The organism is Sphingosinicella microcystinivorans, assembly GCF_003634215.1.
GTDB classification, from domain to species: domain Bacteria; phylum Pseudomonadota; class Alphaproteobacteria; order Sphingomonadales; family Sphingomonadaceae; genus Sphingosinicella; species Sphingosinicella microcystinivorans.
In genome coordinates, this window is sequence record NZ_RBWX01000008.1 from 250,404 (window position 1) to 266,922 (window position 16,519).

Annotated in this window: 23 protein-coding genes; 6 read left to right on the top strand and 17 right to left on the bottom strand. The window is 63.1% G+C overall.

The window, feature by feature from the left end:
• Window positions 1-171: 171 nt before the first annotated feature.
• Both DFR51_RS10145 and DFR51_RS10150 read right to left on the bottom strand, forming a co-directional pair.
• The gene (locus DFR51_RS10145) at window positions 172-1,185 is read right to left on the bottom strand and encodes an inorganic phosphate transporter (protein ID WP_121050640.1); all 1,014 of its coding nucleotides are present in this window, start codon (window positions 1,183-1,185) and stop codon (window positions 172-174) included.
• A gap of 12 nt (window positions 1,186-1,197) precedes the next feature.
• Complete coding sequence (locus DFR51_RS10150; RefSeq protein WP_243445496.1) at window positions 1,198-2,304, bottom strand: DUF47 family protein; 1,107 nt, start codon at window positions 2,302-2,304, stop codon at window positions 1,198-1,200.
• Window positions 2,305-2,474: 170 nt separating this feature from the next.
• On the opposite strand from DFR51_RS10150, the gene DFR51_RS10155 reads away from it, so the two are divergent.
• The 3 genes from DFR51_RS10155 to DFR51_RS10165 all read left to right on the top strand — a co-directional run bounded on the left by DFR51_RS10155 (window position 2,475) and on the right by DFR51_RS10165 (window position 3,826).
• Window positions 2,475-2,843: an ArsR/SmtB family transcription factor gene (locus DFR51_RS10155; protein WP_197723671.1), complete on the top strand. Its 369-nt coding sequence runs from the start codon at window positions 2,475-2,477 to the stop codon at window positions 2,841-2,843.
• Complete coding sequence (locus tag DFR51_RS10160) at window positions 2,840-3,331, top strand: SRPBCC family protein (RefSeq protein ID WP_121050644.1); 492 nt, start codon at window positions 2,840-2,842, stop codon at window positions 3,329-3,331. The genes DFR51_RS10155 and DFR51_RS10160 overlap by 4 nt, the downstream gene beginning before the upstream one ends.
• A gap of 78 nt (window positions 3,332-3,409) precedes the next feature.
• A complete protein-coding gene (locus DFR51_RS10165; protein WP_121050647.1) occupies window positions 3,410-3,826 on the top strand; it encodes a CHRD domain-containing protein in 417 nt (138 codons plus the stop codon).
• 3 nt (window positions 3,827-3,829) lie between these two features.
• Here DFR51_RS10165 and yghU read toward each other — a convergent pair whose 3' ends face one another.
• Window positions 3,830-4,705, bottom strand: a complete 876-nt coding sequence (gene yghU / locus DFR51_RS10170; protein ID WP_121050650.1) for a glutathione-dependent disulfide-bond oxidoreductase — start codon at window positions 4,703-4,705, stop codon at window positions 3,830-3,832.
• Window positions 4,706-4,767: 62 nt separating this feature from the next.
• Window positions 4,768-5,196, bottom strand: a complete 429-nt coding sequence (locus DFR51_RS10175; RefSeq protein WP_121050653.1) for a GFA family protein — start codon at window positions 5,194-5,196, stop codon at window positions 4,768-4,770.
• A 71-nt stretch (window positions 5,197-5,267) separates the two neighbouring features.
• Between DFR51_RS10175 and DFR51_RS10180 the strand changes: the two genes are divergently transcribed.
• A complete protein-coding gene (locus DFR51_RS10180; protein WP_121050656.1) occupies window positions 5,268-5,963 on the top strand; it encodes a VIT1/CCC1 transporter family protein in 696 nt (231 codons plus the stop codon).
• A gap of 19 nt (window positions 5,964-5,982) precedes the next feature.
• Here the strand turns inward: DFR51_RS10180 and DFR51_RS10185 are convergent, their stop codons facing one another.
• Both DFR51_RS10185 and DFR51_RS10190 read right to left on the bottom strand, forming a co-directional pair.
• Window positions 5,983-6,534 (bottom strand): cytochrome b, encoded by a 552-nt coding sequence (locus DFR51_RS10185; RefSeq protein ID WP_121050659.1) that lies wholly within the window; start codon window positions 6,532-6,534, stop codon window positions 5,983-5,985.
• Between the two features lie 168 nt (window positions 6,535-6,702).
• Window positions 6,703-7,284, bottom strand: a complete 582-nt coding sequence (locus DFR51_RS10190; protein WP_121050662.1) for a YqaA family protein — start codon at window positions 7,282-7,284, stop codon at window positions 6,703-6,705.
• A 124-nt stretch (window positions 7,285-7,408) separates the two neighbouring features.
• On the opposite strand from DFR51_RS10190, the gene DFR51_RS10195 reads away from it, so the two are divergent.
• Complete coding sequence (locus DFR51_RS10195; RefSeq protein WP_121050665.1) at window positions 7,409-8,275, top strand: alpha/beta hydrolase; 867 nt, start codon at window positions 7,409-7,411, stop codon at window positions 8,273-8,275.
• 21 nt (window positions 8,276-8,296) lie between these two features.
• On the opposite strand, the gene DFR51_RS10200 is transcribed toward DFR51_RS10195, so the two are convergent.
• From DFR51_RS10200 to DFR51_RS10245, 11 genes are all read right to left on the bottom strand, one after another.
• A complete protein-coding gene (locus DFR51_RS10200) occupies window positions 8,297-8,479 on the bottom strand; it encodes a YegP family protein (RefSeq protein ID WP_121050668.1) in 183 nt (60 codons plus the stop codon).
• A gap of 65 nt (window positions 8,480-8,544) precedes the next feature.
• Window positions 8,545-9,150, bottom strand: a complete 606-nt coding sequence (locus DFR51_RS10205) for a heme exporter protein CcmB (RefSeq protein ID WP_121050671.1) — start codon at window positions 9,148-9,150, stop codon at window positions 8,545-8,547.
• A complete protein-coding gene (ccmA, locus tag DFR51_RS10210; RefSeq protein ID WP_121050674.1) occupies window positions 9,147-9,704 on the bottom strand; it encodes a heme ABC exporter ATP-binding protein CcmA in 558 nt (185 codons plus the stop codon). The genes DFR51_RS10205 and ccmA overlap by 4 nt, the downstream gene beginning before the upstream one ends.
• Window positions 9,705-9,737: 33 nt before the next feature.
• Window positions 9,738-10,217, bottom strand: a complete 480-nt coding sequence (locus tag DFR51_RS10215; protein ID WP_126494459.1) for a hypothetical protein — start codon at window positions 10,215-10,217, stop codon at window positions 9,738-9,740.
• A 69-nt stretch (window positions 10,218-10,286) separates the two neighbouring features.
• Window positions 10,287-10,817: a PEP-CTERM sorting domain-containing protein gene (locus DFR51_RS10220; RefSeq protein WP_121050680.1), complete on the bottom strand. Its 531-nt coding sequence runs from the start codon at window positions 10,815-10,817 to the stop codon at window positions 10,287-10,289.
• Window positions 10,818-10,997: 180 nt separating this feature from the next.
• Window positions 10,998-13,067 (bottom strand): S9 family peptidase, encoded by a 2,070-nt coding sequence (locus tag DFR51_RS10225; RefSeq protein ID WP_121050683.1) that lies wholly within the window; start codon window positions 13,065-13,067, stop codon window positions 10,998-11,000.
• Between the two features lie 65 nt (window positions 13,068-13,132).
• Window positions 13,133-13,372: a hypothetical protein gene (locus DFR51_RS10230; RefSeq protein WP_126494461.1), complete on the bottom strand. Its 240-nt coding sequence runs from the start codon at window positions 13,370-13,372 to the stop codon at window positions 13,133-13,135.
• Between the two features lie 77 nt (window positions 13,373-13,449).
• On the bottom strand, window positions 13,450-13,917 hold the full coding sequence (locus DFR51_RS10235) for a YegP family protein (protein WP_160119043.1): 468 nt from the start codon (window positions 13,915-13,917) through the stop codon (window positions 13,450-13,452).
• Window positions 13,865-14,125, bottom strand: coding sequence for a hypothetical protein (locus tag DFR51_RS19015; RefSeq protein WP_160119044.1), 261 nt, complete (start codon window positions 14,123-14,125; stop codon window positions 13,865-13,867). Before DFR51_RS19015 ends, DFR51_RS10235 begins: the two co-directional genes overlap by 53 nt.
• Window positions 14,122-14,349 (bottom strand): hypothetical protein, encoded by a 228-nt coding sequence (locus DFR51_RS10240; RefSeq protein ID WP_121050692.1) that lies wholly within the window; start codon window positions 14,347-14,349, stop codon window positions 14,122-14,124. The genes DFR51_RS19015 and DFR51_RS10240 overlap by 4 nt, the downstream gene beginning before the upstream one ends.
• Before the next feature lie 304 nt (window positions 14,350-14,653).
• Complete coding sequence (locus tag DFR51_RS10245) at window positions 14,654-14,860, bottom strand: cold-shock protein (protein ID WP_121050695.1); 207 nt, start codon at window positions 14,858-14,860, stop codon at window positions 14,654-14,656.
• Window positions 14,861-15,094: 234 nt separating this feature from the next.
• Here DFR51_RS10245 and DFR51_RS18810 point away from each other — a divergent pair, with 234 nt between their 5' ends.
• On the top strand, window positions 15,095-16,504 hold the full coding sequence (locus tag DFR51_RS18810; RefSeq protein WP_126494463.1) for a P-loop ATPase, Sll1717 family: 1,410 nt from the start codon (window positions 15,095-15,097) through the stop codon (window positions 16,502-16,504).
• Window positions 16,505-16,519 lie beyond the last annotated feature (15 nt).

Below are 16,519 nucleotides of genomic sequence, written 5' to 3' on the forward strand. Positions count from 1 at the left end.
GCCCGACCGCTGGGAAGAGGTCGGGCCAGGCGAACTAGGATGTAAACAACGCGAGATCTGGAAAAACTCGCGCGGTGGCTGCGTTGCACAGCGGGAGTGCGAGATCAAATTCTTATTGATACGGCATCGCAACCATCCCGGGCACGCCCGCCGGCTCCGGCGCCCCGCTCCCTAGAACAGCCGAGTGATCATGTAGAAGATCGCGCCCACCGCCGCGGATGCGGGAATGGTGATGAGCCACGCCATTACCACGTTCTGCGCGACGCCCCAGCGCACGGCGGAGGCGCGGCGGGCTGTGCCGGCGCCGACGACGCAGCCTGTGATCGTGTGCGTCGTCGAGACCGGGATGCCGAGCAGCGAGGCGGTGAACACCATCACTGATCCGCCTGCCGAGGCACTGAAACCCTGGTGCTGCGAAAGCTTGGTGATCCGCGATCCCATCGTCTCGATGATCTTCCAGCCGCCCGAAAGCGTGCCGAGCGCGATCGCAATGTAGCAGCTGATCGCCACCCAGTGCGGTACGTGGAATTCACCCTGCAGACGGCCGGTCGAATAGAGAAGCACGGTGATGATCCCCATCGTCTTCTGCGCGTCGTTAAGGCCGTGGCTGATCGAATAGGCGGCAGACGAGGCGAGGTGCAGGTAGCGGAATCCGCGCTCCGCGCCGCGCGCGGTCGCGCCCTTCATCAGCCAGCTCGTGAGCAGCATGATCAGCATCGAAAGGAACATGCCGAGCAGCGGCGAGAGTACGATGGCGATCAGCGTCTTGTTGAGCCCGCTCCATTCGATGCCGGTCATCCCCGCGTGCGCGACGCCGGCACCGACGATGCCGCCCACGAGCGCATGGCTCGATGAGGACGGAATGCCCTTCAGCCACGTCACCACGTTCCAGAACATCGCGCCGATAAGAGCGCCGAACACGACGGCAGGCGTCACCAGATCCTTGTCGATGATGCCCTTGCCGATCGTTTCGGCAACCTTGTGCAGTTCGGGGAAGACGAGGCTGAGGAAATAGGCGGCGAAGTTGAAGACCGCCGCGAAGGCGACCGCCTGCACCGGCCCGAGGAGGCGTGTCGCAACCACGGTGGCGATCGAATTCGCCGCATCATGGAGCCCGTTCAGGAAATCGAACGCCAGCGCGATGATGATAAGGCCGACCAGCAGCGGAAACGCGAGTTCGTGCATTGTATCGTGTCGTCAGGCGTGATCGATGACGATGCCATCGATCTCGTTCGCGACATCCTCGAGCGCATCGACGATCCGCTCGAGATGCTTGTAAACTTCGCGCGAGACGATGAAGCGCAGTGTGTCGCTCTCGCCATATTGCTTGAACGCCTTCTTCACGCCGATCGCGTGAATCTCGTCGGCATGGCCTTCCATGCGTACAAGCCGCTCGGTGAGTTCGTGGAGGCGCTGGCCGTTTCGTCCCACATCGCGCAGCAGCGGCATCGCTTCGGCGGCGAGCCGCGCACCGTCCACGATGATCGCGGTCATGTCGCGCATTTCCTGCTCGAACTCGCTCACCTCGTAGAGCGAGATCGCCGCGACGGTCGCCTGCATTTCGTCGATGGCGTCGTCCATCGCGCCGATGAGGCTCGTGATCGCGCCGCGGTCGAAGGGCGTCAGGAAGGTGCGGCGCACGGTGTGCAGCACCTCGCGGATGATGTCGTCCGCGTCCTGCTCGCGTTCCATCACCTCGCGGATATGATCCTCGGCGGAGGAGCCGTTTTCCAGAAGCCGCGCGAGCGCGTCCGCCGCGGCGACCACCGTCATCGCGTGCGCCTCGAACAGTTCGAAGAAGTTGCCTGTCTTGGGAAGCAAGCGCTGGAACCAGGCGAACATGTGGGGGATCCTCGATTTATGGGCGACGGCCGTCAGCATTCCCGTGCGGCGTGTGGCGGCATAGAATTCGGACGCGCCGAAAGAGCGGATGAGATCGCGAAGGTCGCTTTCCTCCACCGCCTCCGCGGCTTCGGCGAGCGTGAACCAGCGCCGCTCGCGCTCGTCCTGCTCCTTCCAGTTCTCAAGCTCGCGCGTCACCGCGAGCGGGAAGACGTCGACGTCCACCATCAGCGATGCGCCGTTGCTGCGCCGCTTGCGGTAACGATAGGAGCCGAGCGGCGTCGGGCACACCGCGCCGCGTACACCCGCCTCTTCCTCCGCCTCGTCGGCGGCGGCGGCGTGCGGCGCCATGCCCTTGGTGACGTTGCCCTTGGGGATCACCCAGCGCCGGCTGCTCCTCGAAGTGACGAGGAGGATGCGCACCGGCGCATCGATCGCGGCCCCCTCCGATCGATAGGGCAAGGCGGCAATTTGGCGAATGAAACGTCCCCCGTCTGCGACAGCGCGCTTTGCGACAGTTTTGTGATGGTCTGATGACAGATTTTTTAAGCCGTGCAAGCGCAGGGTAAAACACTTAGGAATTGACCTAAGTATTTTCACTGCCTATGCATGCCGAACGAAAGGAGCCGCAGATGATTCCCGGAATGCACAGCGCCTCGCCGCCACCGTCGCCCGCAGTGATCGACGGCATCTTTCGCGCCCTGTCGGACCCGACACGCCGCAGCGTGCTCGAACGGCTGAGCGCGAAGCCTGCCTCGGTCAGCGACCTCGCGGCGGATCATCGGATGGCGCTCCCCTCGTTCGTCGCGCACCTCCGGGTGCTCGAAGGCGCGGGGCTGGTGCGCTCCAAAAAGGAAGGGCGGGTCAGAACCTATGAACTCGCCCCCGAACGGCTTCAGGTCGCCGAAGACTGGCTGGGAAGGCAGCGCACCATGTGGGAGCGCAGGCTGGACCGGCTCGATGCCTATCTACTGAAGATGAAGAAGGAGAGATCGGAATGACATCCAACCTGTTCCCGTTCACGCCCGACCCTGCGCTCGATCTCGTGCTCGAACGCGATATCGATGTTCCCGTCGAACTCGTATGGGAGGCGTGGACCAGCCCGGAGAGCATCAAGGAATGGTTCTGCCCGAAGCCGTGGTCGGTAAGTTCGTGCGAGATCGATCTGCGCCCCGGCGGCAGGTTCAACACCGTGATGCGCTCGCCCGAGGGGGATGAGTTCCCGAACCACGGCTGCTACCTCGAAGTCGTGCCGAACCAGCGCCTTGTCTTCACCGATACGCTGCTGCCCGGCTTCCGCCCTGCGCCCAAGCCGTTCTTCACCGCGGCGCTGCTTCTGGCGCCGACCGCGACCGGCACGCGCTACACGGCGATCGCCATTCACGGCAATGAAGAGACACGAAAGCAGCACGAGGAAATGGGCTTCCACGACGGCTGGGGAACCGTCGTCGATCAGCTCGTCGCGCACATCAAAGCCGCAATGCACTAGGAACAAGCAGCGCCCGGATGCGTTCGGCGAACAGGAATTCGCCGCCCTTCATGCGGTCGAAAATCAAGGAGAAACACGATGCGAACGGCTTTTGCCCTTCTGGGTGCCGCACTTGTCATCACGCCCGCCGCTGCCGCGCCGGTCACGATGCAGATTCATCTCACGGGCGCCGAAGAGGTTCCCGGCCCCGGCGACGCCGATGGCAAAGGCACAGCAAGCGTGACGCTCGACGCCGCAAAGCCGGAGGTCTGCTACACGCTCGACGTCAGCGGCATCGACACTGCAACGATGGCGCATATTCACAAAGGCGCGAAAGGCGTCGCCGGCCCGCCGGTGGTGACGCTCGATGCGCCCGCCGAGGGCGCATCAAAGGGCTGCGCGAAGGCTGACGCGGATGTCGTCGCGGCGCTTCTCGCGAAGCCCGCCGACTATTACGTCAACGTCCACAACGCCTCGCACCCGAAGGGCGCACTGCGCGGCCAGCTCGGCCGCTAGCGGCTACTCCGCCGCCAGTTTATCGGCCGTCTTCGTATCGAAGTCGCTCGCATCGTGCCGCTCGTGGAGTTGCTCCTCAAGCGGCCCGGTGCGGCGGTTCACCATGCGCCCGCGCCGTACCCCCGGCCGCTCGCCAAGCTGCTTCGCCCAGCGCTGCACGTGCTCGTATTCACGCACGGAAAGAAACGTCGCGGACTCGCCGTATAGTTCACCGCGCACAAGGCCGCCGTACCAGGGCCAGATCGCCATGTCGGCGATCGTGTAGTCCGCGCCGGCGATATATTCGTGTTCCGCCAGCCGCCGGTTGAGCACATCGAGCTGCCGCTTCACCTCCATCGCATAGCGGTCGATCGCGTATTGGATCTTTACGGGCGCGTAGGCATAGAAATGCCCGAAGCCGCCGCCCAGGAAAGGCGCGCTTCCCATCTGCCAGAACAGCCACGACAGTGCTTCCGCGCGCGCCGCGCCCTCTTTGGGCAGGAACGCCCCGAATTTCTCCGCAAGATAAACGAGGATCGCGCCGCTTTCGAACACGCGCACCGGCGCCGTGCCGCTGCGGTCGACGAGCGCTGGAATTTTCGAATTCGGGTTCACATCCACGAAGCCCGATCCGAATTGGTCGCCCTCCATGATGTTGATCAGCCAGGCGTCGTATTCGGCCCCCGCGTGTCCAGCCGCGAGCAGCTCTTCGAGCAGGATCGTCACCTTCTGCCCGTTGGGCGTGCCGAGCGAATAAAGCTGCAGCGGATGCTTGCCCACGGGCAGCGTCTTCTCGTGCGTCGGCCCCGCTACCGACCGGTTGATCGAAGCAAATCGCCCGCCGCTTTGCTGATCCCAGGTCCAAACTTCGGGGGGCACGTAATCCGACGGTTCGCTCATCGCTGATCTCCTGCTTGAAGTCAGCAGATAGGAACGCTCGGCACGATCCGCCACCCTTCCTGTCAGTCTCCCGCGCGTTCGAAACGAAGCATACCCGCCAGCCGCACGCTGCTGCCGGTGTCGGCAGGATGGTTCTCCCCGTCGAGCACGGCCACCTCGGCGAAGTCGAACGGGCTCAGGCCTTCAAGACAGGCCGCATTGACGCCGTACTGTCCAGTGTTCGAACGGCGCCGATGAAACGTATAGATTCCGCACACGCTGCAGAAATGATGCTCGGCCGTGCCCGTGTTGAACTGGTACGTGGCAAGCACATCCTCGCCGGACAGGATATAAAGGCTGCCGACATCGGCCGAGACCGCCACGGCGCCCCGCATCCGGCAATAGGAGCAGCTGCAGCGCCGCGCCGTCCGCAGGCCGTCCGTCAGCTTCACGTGGAAGCGCACGCGGCCGCAATGGCAGGCACCATTCAGTTCCGACACATCCATGTCCATTTCGCGTGCCTCTCTCGCCTTCAGGCTCCGCAAGATGCTACCAGCAACACTGGAACATTGGGAGGACGCTGATGCCACGTGGGCACAGGGAAAATCACCTCGTCGCGCGTATCGGCTGGCTGCGCGCTGCCGTGCTCGGCGCGAACGACGGCATCGTTTCAACCGCAAGCCTCATCGTCGGCGTGGCGGCGGCAGCGGCGAGTGGATCCGACGTGCTGATCGCGGGGGTGGCGGCGCTCGTTGCCGGCGCGATGTCGATGGCGGCGGGCGAATATGTCTCGGTCAGTTCGCAGGCGGATACGGAAGCCGCCGATCTCGCGCGCGAACGGGGAGAGCTCGCCACCCAGCCCGGCTTGGAACGCGAGGAGCTCGCCCGCATCTATATGGACCGCGGCCTCGAAACCGGGCTCGCGCATCAGGTCGCCGATCAGCTGATGGCAAAGGATGCGCTTGGCGCACACGCACGCGACGAGCTCGGCATTTCTGAGGTCACGGCGGCGCGCCCCGTGCAGGCGGCGCTCACCTCCGCCGCCACCTTCTCGGTCGGCGCAGCGCTGCCGCTGCTTGCTGTGGTCGCCGCGCCGCAGGCGCTCATCATTCCTGCCGTCTCGGCCACGTCGCTCGTGTGCCTCGCCGTGCTTGGCGCCGTTGGCGCGCGGGCGGGCGGCGCGAACGTCTGGAAGGCAATGGCGCGCGTCACCTTCTGGGGCATCCTTGCACTTGTCGTCACCGCCGGGATCGGCCGCCTGTTCGGAACCGTTGTCTGAACAGGCGGCGCCCGATCGTTCAGCGCCGGCCGGGCAGCATCCTCACAAGCGTGTTGTCGCGCATCACATAGTGGTGAAGAAGCGCCGCGGCGGCGTGCAGGCCGATCAGGTAATAGCCCACCTCTCCGGCCGTTTCGTGGATTTCCTCGACCTGTTCGGCAAGCGCTTCGTTCGGTGCCACAAGCGCGGGCAGTTCGAGCCCGAAGAAAGGAATCGGTTCGCCCTCAGCACTCAGGATCAACCACCCCGCGATCGGCATCCCGATCATGAAAATATAGAGCGCTGCGTGCATGGCGTGCGCGGCGGCGGTCTGCCACACCGGCGGACGCGGCATGATCGGCGGCGTGCCGCCCGACATGCGCGCCGCGATGCGCAGCGCGACAAACGCCAGCACCGAAAGCCCCAGCATGAAATGCAGCGACTTCACGAATTCGCGCGTCTCGCTGCCGCGTTCAAAGAGCACGCGCATCTCGATCGTCGCAAACACTGCCGCCAGCAACAGCAGCATCACCCAGTGCAGCGCGATGGTCGCCTTGCCATAGCGTGCGGTTGTAACCGATCCGTTGGTCATGATCTCACCCGTTCGATTTGCCCACCTCCCGCCCGTTATCAGGCTCAGGCTGACACTTCACTGACGATCATGGCGCCTTTCGGGATTGGGTCGACCCATCGTCGCAAGCGCCGCTCCGATCACGCTTACCGAAACGGCTTGCCGCCTTGCGCGATCACCGCCTGAACATCAGACCAGCCATTTGACGACGATGAAACCGCCGATCAGCAGCGCCGCAAACGCAAAGGTGATCAGGCCGAAGTGGCGGTCGAGCAAGCGCTTCATCGGCTCGCCGAACATGCGAAGCAGCACCGCCACGAGATAAAAGCGCGCGCCCCGGCTGACGATGCTTGCAGCCAGCAGGACCACAGGCGAAAGCCCGGTCGCGCCGCTCGCGATCGTCACCACCTTGAACGGGATCGGGGTAAACCCGGCGAGCATCACGATCAGCCAGCCCTGTTCATTGAAGCGCTGAGCGATCTCGTAAAACTCGGTTTCGACCCCGTAGACGTGCAGAACCCACCGCCCGACGCTTTCGAACAACACCGCTCCGATGATCCAGCCAAGTCCGGCGCCCAGCGTGGAGCCGACGGTACAAACGCCCGCGTAGCGCAGCGCCCTATCCGGCCGGGCAAGGCACATCGGCGCCAGCACCACGTCAGGCGGGATCGGGAAGAGCGAGCTCTCGACAAAAGCAATGAAGGCCAGCCAGCGTTCGGCAAGCGGATGCGCCGCTTTCGCCAGCGTCCAGTGATAAAGGCGTTTCAGCATCGGCGCATTTAGCCGTGTCGCCGCTATGGGTAAAACGCTTTCGCGCACGCGTCATCGCGCGCTGGCCAGTCTTCGACACGGCAGCTACTGCAGAAACGACTCATGACCGCTGAAAGCCCGCCGAATGCAGATTGGTCTGAAACCGCTTGTCTGCGCCCTGCTCGCGATCATTCTGATCGGAAGCGCCGGCGTGTGGGGCGTTGGAAGCTTGCTGACGCGGACCACCAACCGGCATGTCACTGTTCCGGAAAAGCCAGCGCAGCTCGTACACATCGATAGCACGGACGGTGTGCGGCTCGCGGGGACCTATTGGCCCGCCGCCGATAAAGGTGCGCCCGCAATCCTTATGCTGCACGGAAACGGCAATAATCGCGGCGCCATGAACGGAACAGCTGCGTGGCTGAACACCCACGGCTATGCCGTGCTCGCCATCGATTTTCGCGGACACGGCGACTCCACACCGGCCGGCAAGAGCTTCGGCCTATTCGAAGCGGAGGATGCAGAGGCCGCTCTCGCATGGCTGCGCCAGAGGCACCCGTGGGCGCGTGTCGGCGTTATCGGTTTCTCGCTGGGCGGCGCGGCGAGCGTGCTCGGTGACGAAGGTCCGCTCCCCGTCGACGCTTTCGTATTGCAGGGCGTCTATCCGGATATCCGGCGCGCGATCTTCAATCGGCTCGCCATACGGCTCGGCCAGTGGCCGGCTTCAGCGATAGAGCCATTGCTCAGCTATCAGTCCGTGCCGAGATTCGGCGTCTGGCCGTCCTCGATCTCTCCCATCCGCGCTCTGGCGCAGGTCAAGGCGCCGGTCCTCCTGATGGGCGGCGGCAAAGATACGAATACGCCGCCCGAAGAAACGCGGGCGATGTATGGCGCTGTCAGGGCAAACGCCGAGCTACGGATTCTCGAAGGCGTTGATCATGACACCCTTGGCCGTACACTACCGGAGACGTTTCCCATTCTCCTGGCCTTTCTGGACAGGAACCTGAAATAGGCCGGTCAACGCCAACAGGCCCTAGCCAGCGGTGCTATCGACCACCTCGGCGCCGGGGCCGTTCTTCTTGATGGAATCGATGGCGTTCTGCGCGCTCGCCTTGCTTGAATAGCCTTCGGTCCAGAAGATTTTTTCAGAATTATATTTGAAGGCGACCCGGTATTCGCCCGCCTTGTCCTTCGTGATTTCGAAAACGTGAGCCATGCTCGTTCTCCCTGACCGTTGAACGATGCCAGCCTAGCCGCAAGCGCCTCGTGCGCAAGCCCGATTCAGCCGTCGCCCTGGCGGAGCGCGGCGGCGGCCGCGAACGGCGCGAACGCGGTGACGACAAGGCTCGATGCGGCGAGGAGGCGCAGCTCTCCGGCGCTGCCGAAAATCAGCACGGGAAGCGCGAGCGGCAGCACGATGAGCCCCGCAAGCGCAGGGCCCCCGCGTGCGCCCGCGACGAGCGCGGCGGCAACGAGGCCCAGCCCGGCCAGCGCGGGCGTGCCAAGCGCAAGGCCCATGACGAGCGAAGGCACATCGGCGTTCAGCATCGCCCCGCCGATTACCGCCGCGACGAGAAGCGCTGGCACGAAGCCCAGCCAGTGCGCGGCGAGCCGTGCTGCCATGATCGTTTCAGGCGCGATGCCGCGCACGCGGAGTTGATCCATCGTGCCGTCAGCGACGTCTTCGGCGACGAGCGTCCCCACCGGCAGCAACGCCGCGAGCAGCGCCGCCACCCACAGGCTGCCGGCGCCCACGCGCGCGAGCAGCGCCACATCCGGCCCGATCGCAAACGCGGTCATGCTCGCCACCATCACGAAGAACACGAGCGGGATGAGCCCGCCCGCGCCGATGTCCACGCCGCGCAGGACAAGACGCCAGAAGCTCACAGCGAGAGCTCCCGCGCACCCGGCACGTCGGTTTCGCCGTGCGTCACGACGATCGCGCCGCCGCCCGCCGAAATATGCGCGCCGATCGCTGCCGAAAGCGCCGTGGCGTTCGCCGCATCAAGCCCCGCGCCCGGTTCGTCGAGCAGCCACAGCGCAGCGCCGGAGGCGATCACACGCGCCAGCGCTGCACGTCGTTTCTGGCCTGCCGAGAGCATTCTGACCGGCACGTCGCCGAGCGCTTCCAGCCCCAGCGCAAACAGCGCCTGCGTGCCATCCATCCGCGCCCACCAGCCGAGTTCCTGCGCAAGCGTGCGTCCCGGCTTCAATGCGTTTTCATGCCCCAGCCACGCTATTTTCGCCGGATGTTCGATGCGCCCCGCCGCCGCCGGCAGCAGACCGGCAAGACAGCGCAACAGACTCGATTTGCCGCTGCCGTTCGGCCCGGTCACACGCAGCGCTTCCCCCGCCGCGACGGTCAGGGACAGGCCTTCGAACAGCAGCCGGCCACCGCGCACGCAGGCAAGGTTTTCGGCGCGGATGAGCGTGTCCCCCATGCGCCCCGACCTAGCCGCTCACTTGCGCCCGCGCTACTTCTTCTTGGACTTCTCAGACTTGGCGCGCACGGTCGCGGTCTCGCGCAGCGCGTTCTCCACGCCCGGCACGGCGAGCGCCTGATAGGCGCATTCACCCACGGTCCAGCCATAAGGTGTCTGGCGGAGCGCCGTCACCACGCGGGAACCGGCCGGAGCGTCGATGCGGCCCCAGTCGTCGGTGTTCAGGATTTCGTGGCGTGTCGGCTTGCCGGGGCCGGGCCAGATGTCGATCGACTCCGCGCCTTTGCCTTTCAGGTACTGGATCACCTCGACGCGCTGGAACAGCGTGCCGTCGCCGCGCGGCAGTTCACGAACGATGCCGTCAATCACCAGCGCCTCGCTCGCCAGCAGGTATTTCGCGGCTTCGTCCGCATCCCGCTGCACCAGGATCGGGAGTACGCAGCGCGCTGCCGCCGATCCGGTGAACCCGGCTGCCGCCAGAAAGACCGCAGCCGCTACACAACGCTTACGCATTACGACCCCTCCGTTTTCCCTTTTCCGGGAGTGTATCACACGGGAGGTGTCGTTGCGATTCCGCATCGATTATTTGCGGCGCCTGCGACCGAGCGAGAGCCCGGCGAGGCCGAGGCCAAACAGTGCGAGCGCGGCGGGTTCCGGCACGTCCGCGGTCGGGGTTTCGATGGTCGGCAGCACCGCTGCGACTTCGGGAATCGCCGCGGCCCACACGCGCACCGCGTTCCAGGTTTCCGCAACGCCGGAGAAGCGATCCTCGACGCCGGTGTAATACGCGTTCAGCACCCAGTCCGCGCCGCCCGCGCCGAACACCACGACCTCGGTCAGATATTCACCGAAGTCGTAGACGAAGCTGTCGATGCCGCCGAGTTCGAAGCTTTCCGGGTTCCAGGCATCGCTGCCGCCGCTCCAGAAGGCCGAGAAATCGGTGAGTTCGTTCGCGGTCAGGATACCGTCGAGGTTCAGGTCTTCGCCCGAAAAACTGCCGCTCACGCTGGCGCCCGCGCCATAGTCCTGCTCGAAATTGAAGCTCAGCGGCGCAGCGTTCGCGCTGCCTGCGATCAGCATGGCGGCGGCGGAAAGGAAGAAAGCGCGTTTCATCAATGGTACTCCCGTCTCAGATCTCGAAGGTTGAGACTCAAGAACCGTGCCAGTTGCGGAGTTCCGCCATCCCGATGATTAACGCACCTTCCTCCTGTAAATCACGCCGACGTTTTGCCGTTCATGTTTCTGAATAAATTCAAAACACTTATAGTTAACAGTACGACTTCGTAACAATACTCAGCGTTGGCCGAGCGTTTCCGAAAAGAACGCCGATTGATCGTGCCAAAGCTCCTGCCACGCCGAGAAGCGGATCAGTCCGTGGGATTCGCCCGGCAGGAGCACGGTGCGCACGTCGACGCCTTGCCGCCGCAGCTTCTGGGCAAGGTCCACCGTCTCGCGCACGTCGACGTTCATGTCGTTGTCGCCGCTGAACAGCAGCACGGGCGAGCGCCAGCCCGCGACCGCGCCGAGCGGCGAGGCCGCGAGCGCCGTCGCCCGGTCCGCCTCGGCCACGCCGAAGAAGACGCTGGGGTTGAGGTGTCCCGGCACCGGCGAGGGCCAGCTCCAGTCGAACACGCCGTGGATCGCGACACCGGCGGCGAACACATCCGAATTCCGCGCCAGCGCCTGGCCCGTCAGCAGCCCGCCGTAGGAGCCGCCCCAGATGCCGATGCGCTTGGGATCGACATCCGCGCGCGCGGCGAGCCAGCGCCCCGCGCCCAGCACGTCGGCATATTCGGAAGCTGCGCGCCACGCGCGCCCCGGCGCCTCGCGGAACGCCCGCCCATAGCCCACGCCCGAGCGATAGTTGAGCGCGAGCACCACATAGCCCATCTCCGCGAGCCGCCGGTTCATCGCATAGTCGTTCGCGTAATATCCGCTGAAGTGAAAGCCTGCGAACATCTGGCGCGTCGGCCCGCCGTGCACGTAGACGAGCGCCGGGTGCGGTCCCTTGCCTTTCGGCAGGAACAGCTGCCCGGGCACGCTTTCCCCGTCCGACGCCGTAAGCCGCACCTGCTGCGGCGGCGGCGCGGCGAAGCTGTGGCGGTAGCCGTAATCCGCGGGCGTTTCGGCGTACGTTACCTTGCCCGTCGCGCTGTCCACGATGCGCAGCATGGCGGATGCGTCCGCGCCTGCGCCCGTCAGCGCGACATGCCGCCCGTCGCCCGCCGCGCTCGCCAGCGCCAGCACGACGTCCTTCGTCTCCACCGCGCGTTCGCGCCCGCTGGAAACGGTGATGAGCGAGGCCTGGCGCGTATCGAGATCGCGGCAGTTGTGGATGACGAACAGCGTATCGGGCGCGGCAAGCTCGCTCTCCGCGACCTCGCACTTTTCGCCTGTCAGCGCGCGCACCTTGCCGCCGCTCGCCGCGTAGAGCCGCGCCCAGCCGTCTTCTTCCGCGCGGAACACCACGGTCTTGCTGTCGGACCAGCGCAGCAGCCCCTCGTCGTCGTCGGAGATGAACGAACCGCCGCGCGGCCCCGATTGCCACAGCGTCGTTGCTTTCCCGCCGCTCACCGCCACCGTCTCCACGGCGACCGGCTGGTTTTCGAGATTGTCGTAAGTCACCGTGTGCTCGCGCCCCGGCCAGCGCAGATAGGCGACCGTCTTGCCGTCCGGCGAAAGCACCGGGTGGCTGAGCCTATCCGCCCCCGTCACCAGCCACTCCACGCGGTCTCTGCCGAGCGTATGGTGGCCGAGGAAGGACCAGCCGCCGCGATCCTGCACGAAGAAGAAGCTCTTCCCGTCCGCCGCCCACGCGCGCTGCGCGAACGCCGCGCCGCCGCGCACCAGCATCTCCGGTTTCGCATCAGCAGAGCCCACGGCCACGGCCCACAGGTCCGCCCCGCTCCGGTAAACGAGCCGCGATCCGTCCGGCGTGAATTCCGGCGAGGCGCCCTCGCCGATCTTTACCGGCGCCGCCCCGCCCGCGCTGGAAACGAGCCACAGCGTCGCCTTCGGCGGCGTCAGCAGGCTCGCCGGATTATACCCGCCCGACGCGAAGCCGGTCGTGAAGGCAACCCATGCGCCGTCGGGCGAGATCTGCACGCCCGTGATCGGCGTGCCGTCCACATCGCTTTGCGTGAACAGCGCCGTGCGCTTGAAGCCGGGGCCGCGCGCGGCGAGCAGCTGAGTCTTGTCGCCCTGCTGTACCGTCCACGCAAAAGCCCCCGCGCGCGCCGCGCTGATTTCGGTTGCCATCGGGAAGGCGAGGAAGGCGGTATCGTCAGCGGCGGAAGCGGCAGAGGCTGCGGCCAGCGCCGCGCCGGCAAGCAAAAAACGGGAAACGAAAGTCGAGACGCGCATGACCGGGAGCCCTCCTGCTGAACGAAGGGGCGTGCGCCAGCGGCGCTATTCTCCCTTCGGGCGCTTTATGTCCCGATCTTATCCGAGCGCACCTGATTGGCAAATGCCTTCCGAGGCTTCGCGACGATCGCCCCGCCATCATCATCCCAGCGCATCAGCGAGAGTTTCGCCGCGCTGGGACGCTGGCGGCGGTCCGGGAAGTGGCGGTGCGGGTAGGCATGGGAGTCGAGCCTGCGCCCCAGCCGGTGAATTTCCGCCTCATACTGCGCGAGCAGGCGTGGCTCGATGGCGGCGTCGCGCCGCATGATAGCGATCTGTTCCTGGCGGAGGAGTCGGTTCAAGTCCATGGGCTTCCCTTCAGGCTGGCGGTGTCGTGCGCCGATCAGGCGTATTGCAAGGCCTCGCGAATTTTGGCCCCGGCAGCGCTGGAGCGCAGCATGTCGATGGCCGCGCGGCATTCCGCCTCGCTCCGATATCCGGAGGCTTTGGCCATGATCGCGCCGTTCGGCGCGCAGAAGCGCCAGGACCAATCCTCGCCGCGGTGTATGGCGGGCGTCAGCCTTTTCTCGTCCCCGCAATACATCTCGAAATAGCAGACCGGCGCCGGGTCCAGCCCCGCGAATGAAGACAGCGAATGCGTTTCGCATTTTACAATTGAAAGCACACGATTTCTCCCGAATGTGCAAGCGGGAGCATGGTGTCTCTCAGTCACGAGATGCTTGCGGCCGAAAATCGAGTGATGGAGACGGATAGCATATTTTCCGGTTGGCGGCGAACGCCAAATCAGATCTGCGTCGTCAAAGCTGTGTATTTTCGGATTTCTTTCGGGCGGCCGCGTGAACGCGGTCAAGCTCTTCCGCATCGACTTCGAAGGCATAGGCCTTCCCCCCGCGGCGTACGTAGAGGAAGGCGGAAACCGTTTTGGGTGAACTGCCGTCGTCGGAGATGGAATCCGTGTCGACCTCCACCTGATATTCGCCCGCGGGAAGCAGGCCGTCGACCCCGCCTATGGTGAAGGCGTTGGCGAAGGCCAGCGTCCGGCGTTCGGTTGCGGTCAACTTCCGAAGGCAGCCGCCGCCAGCTCGCGTTCCGCGTCGCGGGCGAGCTTGGCGGTGCGCACCTTCTCTCCCTCCAGCAGGTTATGCGTGTGCTGCCGAGCGAGCTCGATCCAGCGATCGCGGGCCAGAATGGCCTGTTTACGTACGTTCATGAGCACGGCTTCGGTGATGGCCCGCTGGGCCGCCGCGATCCGTTCCTGATAGAATTCTGTCTGGTCTTTCACGCGGGGGGCCTTTCTCTGGAAGATCGGCGATCAGCCGATCAGGTCATAAACGATCTGCCGAAGTTGCTGGCGCGTCAGCCCGGAGGGTTCGCGCCGCGCGCCCGTGGGGGGCGCCGTTTTCGGCAAAGAGGAAGCTGTGCGGCGCGCCGGGTTCCGGCGTCCGTTATTCATATAGGTTTGCATATCTGTCATTTGTCTTGGCCGCACCAATCGCGGCGTCATATTTTGTGAAGCGTGTTCGCTTCGCAGTCGTGGGGCGGCCCGGCGACTATCGCCAGGCCTCCCGAGCCCGTGAAAGCGCCGGTCAGGCAGCTTTCAGGCTGACCGCACTCGTGCGGCCGCGCTGATCGCGCTCCAGCTCATAGCTGACGCGCTGGTCCTTATCGAGCGTCTCCATGCCCGCCATCTGGACGGCGGTGATGTGGACGAACGCGTCTTCGCCGGAGTCTTCGGGCGCGATGAAGCCATAGCCCTTCTGGGCGTTGAAGAATTTTACGGTGCCGATAGGCATATTATGTCTCAGTATTCAAATAATGATCGTACCCGCGCACCACATGGCGGCGGGTGCCGAGAGGCCGGTGTTCTGAAAAGGGGTGCCGGAGCGCCGCAATCCGTCGCGCGCAACGTCAGCGAGACCTATATAGCGCATGTTGGGTTAATTTACAATGTCGGGAACAGATGGCCCTTGGGGCACCTCCCAAGGTTGCGATTTGCACATCGTGCCGGTCGTTGTATCAATGCTTCTATGAACAGAAATCGCTTTTTTGGATACCCATCCGAACCACCGCTTCTGGGACAAACCATAGAAGCGGCAAGAAAAAATTTTTCAAGTCGTTTAGCACGATATTCCGTACAAACATGGCCGCAGGTATTCAGATTTGGCGAATTCATCGATTCGAATATTTTAGGCGCCATTGACGGAAGTGAGCTAGCTTATTTTGATATTTCCGTACCCAATTTCAACGTTTTCTTTGAGGCCGGATACTCTATCGGTCGAGGAAAGCCGACGGTATGCTTAATAAATACATCTTTGGATGGTTCCGGAGCGTATCTTAATGAGTTGGGACTGTTCGATACAATCGGGCAAGGTCGATACGAAAATTCGGCCGACTTGGTGGATATCCTTTCTACTGATGTGCCGCCACGCCCGATCCTGCCAGCCTCTTATGAGGCGAATTTTGCACAACCACTTTTCCTGCTGAAAACACGGGCAAATTTTGAGGGAATGGCCAGAGCGATCGGCGCACTCACCGATACATTCACTCAATTCCGTAGTTTTGATCCCACCGAAGACCAACGAATGGCTCTTAGAGACATTGTTCAACAAGTAGCAGAATCTACCGGTATATTATGTGCGGTTGTTTCACGAGAAATACAGGATTCTGAGAATCACAATCTAAGAGCGGCTTTCGTAAGCGGCTTGGCAAGAGGAATGGACAGAGAACTCCTACTCTTAAACATGAGTAGTAAATCTCTTCCTCTAGACGTTAGAGATTATGCGAAATCAGGTCGAGAACCTGAAAATGTCCAGAAGCTGGTTCAATCCTTTGCCTTGACGTCATTAGCACGCCTTCAAAGAGCCGCCCCTCAACCCACAGCCTTAAAAGGACCGTCAATTCAGCGAATTAGCTTGGGCGGCACTGCGGCCGAGAACGAATTCCGCAGGCTATCCGAATACTTTGTAGAAACCCCAGCTTTTCGTGCCGCAATTGAGGGTGAAGGGCGGATTGTCATAGGAAGAAAGGGTTCAGGAAAAACCGCGATTTTTACGGAAATGGCAACCCAACTTGGAAAGAACCGCAAAAGCCTTATACTTTCTCTAAAACCGGATGGATATCAATTAAGAAAGTTCAAGGATAACCTTATTAACTTTCTTAGTGAAGGAACAAAAGAACATACGGTAGCCGCGTTTTGGGAGTATCTTTTATTACTTGAGGTTTGTCACAGTTGCATCACTTATGACGAAAAATATTTAGGAAGAGATCCTGCAATAAGTCGATTGCTTCCAACGCTTAGAGAAAAATATGGCCGTGATGAATATATTATTGAAGGGGATTTTTCTGAAAGAACCGTTTTACTTTTGGAAGAGATAAATAATAGGTATAATTCTAAAGAAAAAAAAGAATTTATCCAACAATTATCTTTCCAGAGCTGAAATTACGGAAATTAT

What these genes read in the sequence shown, in the direction of transcription:
- DFR51_RS10160 (WP_121050644.1), top strand. Translation starts at nt 2,840, where the DNA reads ATGACATCCAACCTGTTCCCGTTCACGCCCGACCCTGCGCTCGATCTC.
- DFR51_RS10245 (WP_121050695.1), bottom strand. Translation starts at nt 14,860, where the DNA reads ATGCCTATCGGCACCGTAAAATTCTTCAACGCCCAGAAGGGCTATGGC.
- DFR51_RS18810 (WP_126494463.1), top strand. Translation starts at nt 15,095, where the DNA reads ATGAACAGAAATCGCTTTTTTGGATACCCATCCGAACCACCGCTTCTG.
- DFR51_RS10180 (WP_121050656.1), top strand. Translation starts at nt 5,268, where the DNA reads ATGCCACGTGGGCACAGGGAAAATCACCTCGTCGCGCGTATCGGCTGG.
- DFR51_RS10230 (WP_126494461.1), bottom strand. Translation starts at nt 13,372, where the DNA reads ATGCGGCGCGACGCCGCCATCGAGCCACGCCTGCTCGCGCAGTATGAG.
- ccmA (WP_121050674.1), bottom strand. Translation starts at nt 9,704, where the DNA reads ATGGGGGACACGCTCATCCGCGCCGAAAACCTTGCCTGCGTGCGCGGT.
- DFR51_RS10185 (WP_121050659.1), bottom strand. Translation starts at nt 6,534, where the DNA reads ATGACCAACGGATCGGTTACAACCGCACGCTATGGCAAGGCGACCATC.
- DFR51_RS10165 (WP_121050647.1), top strand. Translation starts at nt 3,410, where the DNA reads ATGCGAACGGCTTTTGCCCTTCTGGGTGCCGCACTTGTCATCACGCCC.
- DFR51_RS10145 (WP_121050640.1), bottom strand. Translation starts at nt 1,185, where the DNA reads ATGCACGAACTCGCGTTTCCGCTGCTGGTCGGCCTTATCATCATCGCG.
- DFR51_RS10175 (WP_121050653.1), bottom strand. Translation starts at nt 5,196, where the DNA reads ATGGACATGGATGTGTCGGAACTGAATGGTGCCTGCCATTGCGGCCGC.
- DFR51_RS10225 (WP_121050683.1), bottom strand. Translation starts at nt 13,067, where the DNA reads ATGCGCGTCTCGACTTTCGTTTCCCGTTTTTTGCTTGCCGGCGCGGCG.
- DFR51_RS10155 (WP_197723671.1), top strand. Translation starts at nt 2,475, where the DNA reads ATGATTCCCGGAATGCACAGCGCCTCGCCGCCACCGTCGCCCGCAGTG.
- DFR51_RS10220 (WP_121050680.1), bottom strand. Translation starts at nt 10,817, where the DNA reads ATGAAACGCGCTTTCTTCCTTTCCGCCGCCGCCATGCTGATCGCAGGC.
- yghU (WP_121050650.1), bottom strand. Translation starts at nt 4,705, where the DNA reads ATGAGCGAACCGTCGGATTACGTGCCCCCCGAAGTTTGGACCTGGGAT.
- DFR51_RS10215 (WP_126494459.1), bottom strand. Translation starts at nt 10,217, where the DNA reads ATGCGTAAGCGTTGTGTAGCGGCTGCGGTCTTTCTGGCGGCAGCCGGG.
- DFR51_RS10200 (WP_121050668.1), bottom strand. Translation starts at nt 8,479, where the DNA reads ATGGCTCACGTTTTCGAAATCACGAAGGACAAGGCGGGCGAATACCGG.
- DFR51_RS10190 (WP_121050662.1), bottom strand. Translation starts at nt 7,284, where the DNA reads ATGCTGAAACGCCTTTATCACTGGACGCTGGCGAAAGCGGCGCATCCG.
- DFR51_RS10195 (WP_121050665.1), top strand. Translation starts at nt 7,409, where the DNA reads ATGCAGATTGGTCTGAAACCGCTTGTCTGCGCCCTGCTCGCGATCATT.